This is a genomic window from Armatimonas sp., from assembly GCF_964826245.1.
In genome coordinates this window covers 1-3,399 of sequence record NZ_CBAYMC010000355.1, presented here as the reverse complement: position 1 = coordinate 3,399, position 3,399 = coordinate 1, and the positions used below count along the sequence as shown (strand labels likewise).

The window sequence follows — 3,399 nt, the reverse complement described above, 5'->3', positions numbered from 1 at the left end:
ATCTCGCTGGCTTTAGACGCCGACATTGACCTGGCGATCTTTGCCGGAGATGCCTACAAGGCGCGCGACCCCAGCCAGACCCACCAGAAGCTCTTTGCCGATAGCCTCAGGCGACTTACCGACGCAAATATTCCCGTGGTGATGCTGGTGGGCAACCACGACATTCCCAACACACGGGGCCGCGCCCACGCGCTCGAAATCTACGATGTCTTAGGCGGCGCAGGCGTGCAGATTCTCTCCCGCCCCGAGCTGATCGCCGTTCAGACATGGCGCGGTGAGGTACTGGTCGGGGGAATGCCGTATTTGCCTCGCGCCCGCGTGCTGACCCAAGACGAGACCAAAAACAAGACGGTCGAGGAGATCGCCCAGCTTATTCGGGATAAGTACATCGAGTACATTGCCAGCCTCGCGCACCAAGCCGCAGAGCGCCCGGAGCATCTCGCGATTCTCACGGCACACTTCACAGTCGCCGACTCGCGTGTGGGGGTGCAGGGCGTTTTGCTCAACGCCGCCGAGCCGCAGGTGCCCGTCAGCGCCCTCGCTCTCTCGCAGTTTGACTATGTCGCGCTGGGCCATATCCACAAGCGCCAGGACTGCAACGCTCGCCGCCAGCCGCCGGTGGTCTACTGCGGCTCGATAGATCGCCTGGACTTCGGAGAGAAAGACGAAAACAAGGGAATCGTCTTGGCCGATATCGCAAAGCAAAACGCCGAGTTTCGCTACGTGGACGTAGACGTGCGCAAGTTTTTAGAGATCGCCATTGACGCCACCGACGCCGAAGACCCGACAGAAAAAATCCTAGACGAGCTGGCCAAGCGCCCCCTCAAAGATGCCGTGGTGAAGCTGAGCTACAAAGTGCCGCGTGAGAAAGCCCCGCTGGTGCGCGAAGACGAGCTACGAAAAGCGCTTAGTGAGGCCCATAGCGTGGTCGCCATCTCGCGTGATCTCCCCGGCCAGACCCTCACCACCCGCGCCGAAGGAATGACCGAGCAGCTCACGCCCGAGCAAGCGCTCACACTCTATCTCGACACCCGCCGCCCCGACCTCGCTCCCCTCCGCGAGGACTTCATGGCCGCCGCCCGCCGCCTGATGGACGATTTAAGGCAGGAGGCACTGGCGTGATCCCCCTCAAGCTCCAGCTGGAAAACTTCATGTCCTATGGCAAGGGCGTGCCGCCGCTACCGCTCAACGACATGCGCCTGGCCTGTCTCTCGGGCGACAATGGCAACGGCAAGAGCGCGATCCTGGATGCCATTACCTGGGTGCTCTTTGGCGAGACTCGTGCACCGCGTGAAGACGATGTGATCCGCCTCGGTGCGCCGAGCTGCCGGGTGATGCTGGACTTTCAGCTCGGTGAGGCTAAGTACCGGATTATCAAGCAGCGCGACCGAAAAGGCACCTCGCCGGTCTGGACACTACAAGCATGGCAGGACGACGACACGCTCCGCAATATCAGCGATGGCCGCGAGACAAAGGGGAAGCTCGAAGGGCTTCTGCGGCTGAACTACGAGATGTTTCTGGCGACCGCCTATCTGGCCCAGGGCCGCGCCGATGTCTTTGCCCGCGCCAAGCCCGCCGAGCGCAAGCAGATCGTCGCCGATATTTTAGACTTGACGCGCTACGATGACTTAGAGAAGCGTGCCCGTGAGACCCAGCGGGAGGCCAGGGAGCGCCGCACTGCTGCCGAGAGCCAGCTCACCCAGATTGATTTTGAGCTTCAGGACAAAGATCGGATAGATACCGAGCTGGAGTCTGCGGAGGTACTTCTGGCGGATGCCGCTGCCCAGCTCTCTCAGCTCCAGGCCACCCGTGATGCCGCGCACACACAGTTTGAGCAGTGCCAGGGCTATGCCAATAGTGCCAAGGAGTGGGACGAGAAGCTCCGCGAGCTGGAGCAGGACGAAGCCGCTGCCCTCCGCGAGGCCGACTCCTTGCGACGCCGGATCGCTGCTGCAGAGGCGATTCTGAGCCGTCGCCCTGAGATAGAGAAGCAGGAGCGCGAAGCCACCGCGCTGGAGCAGCGCATCCAGAGCCTCCAGAGCCAGGTCGAGGAAGCCACGGCTCTCTACCGCGAGCGAGAGCAGCTCACGGAGGTCGTTCAGCGGGCGCATACTGAGCTAGACCGAGAGCTCTATCGGCTCACGCGGGAGGTTCAGGATCTTGTGCAGGAGACCAAGGAGCTGGAGCGCTACGATGCCGAGCGTGCCACCAGCGAGGCGGAGATCGCGGCCTACGGCGATCCTGAGGCGCGGCGTAAGGCCGCAGAAGTGGCGCGCGGCCACGCGGAAGACGCGTTCACGGAGCTCAAGGCGCAGCGCAACAGTGCCAAAGCCGAGCAGGAGCGCCTAGAAAAACGCCTGGCCGCTCTGACGGGCTCAGACGCATCGCAGTGTGAGTTCTGTGGGCAGCCGCTTACCCCCACAGCCCGTCAGACCGCCGTTGAGGAGACCGAAGCGGCGCTGGAGACCAATGGCGCGCACCAGAGCCTCCTTGCCGCACAGGGACGCGAGGCCAAGAAGCTCGCGGAGGAGTGGAAAGCGGCGTCGGAGCAAGCCCTCACTGACTCACGCTTGGTAGCGCAGCTGGTCAACCGCAGTGCCCACGCCCAACAAGAGGCGCTGAGGCTCCGCGAGCGCATCGCGCAGCTCCCGAACCGTCAGAGGCAGCAACAAAAGCTCACGGAGCAGCTCGACTCGGGAGAGTTTGCACGCGAAGAGAAAGAGCGGCTCATGGCTCTGGCCGCGCACCTAGAGAAGCTGGAGCGCTCTCAAGAGGAGCTACGCATGCTTCGGCAGCAGGCACTTCCCTACCGAGAGCTTCCCACGGAGCGTGCGCGTCTGACGCAAGCCGAGGGAATTCTCGTCGAGGAGCCGCCGCGCTTGACCGAGCTAGAGGCGCGGGCCGTGAGCCTCTCCACCAAGATCGAGAAAGGTCGCCCCCGCGTCGAGGAGATGCGCCAGCGCGCCGCCAACCTCCCGCTGCTCCACCAGGCACTCACCGATTCCGAGAGTGCGCTTCGTCGCCAGAACGCAGACATGCACCAGGCACATAGCCGTATCGGGGGCTTGAAGACGGAGCAGGATCGCTTAAAGACACGGGAGAAAGAGCGAGCTCGCACCGAAGCGGATCGGGTCGTGGCATCGCGAGATGAGCTACTCTACGCGGAGCTCACAGCGGCCTTTGGGAAAAAGGGCGTGCAGGCGCTGATCATCGAGAACGCGCTCCCCGAGATCCAGGAAGAGACGAATCGGCTACTCGCGCGCATGACCAGCGGCGCGATGCGTGTCGCCTTCGAGACCCACCGCGAGGCGCGGACGAAGTCGGCCAGCCCGATTGAGACCCTAGACATCATTATCGAGGACGATCTGGGAACGCGCGCCTACGAGATGTACTCCGGTG

The 3,399-nt window shown here is 63.2% G+C and carries 2 protein-coding genes; both read left to right on the top strand.

All coding sequences use genetic code 11. The annotated features are described in order from the left end of the window. Positions 1–1,122 (top strand): metallophosphoesterase family protein (locus tag AC1XOS_RS21305; protein ID WP_481964222.1); only part of this gene is annotated, 1,122 nt, incomplete at its 5' end. Continuing rightward, positions 1,119–3,399 (top strand): AAA family ATPase (locus tag AC1XOS_RS21300; protein ID WP_481964221.1); only part of this gene is annotated, 2,281 nt, incomplete at its 3' end. The genes AC1XOS_RS21305 and AC1XOS_RS21300, both read left to right, overlap by 4 nt.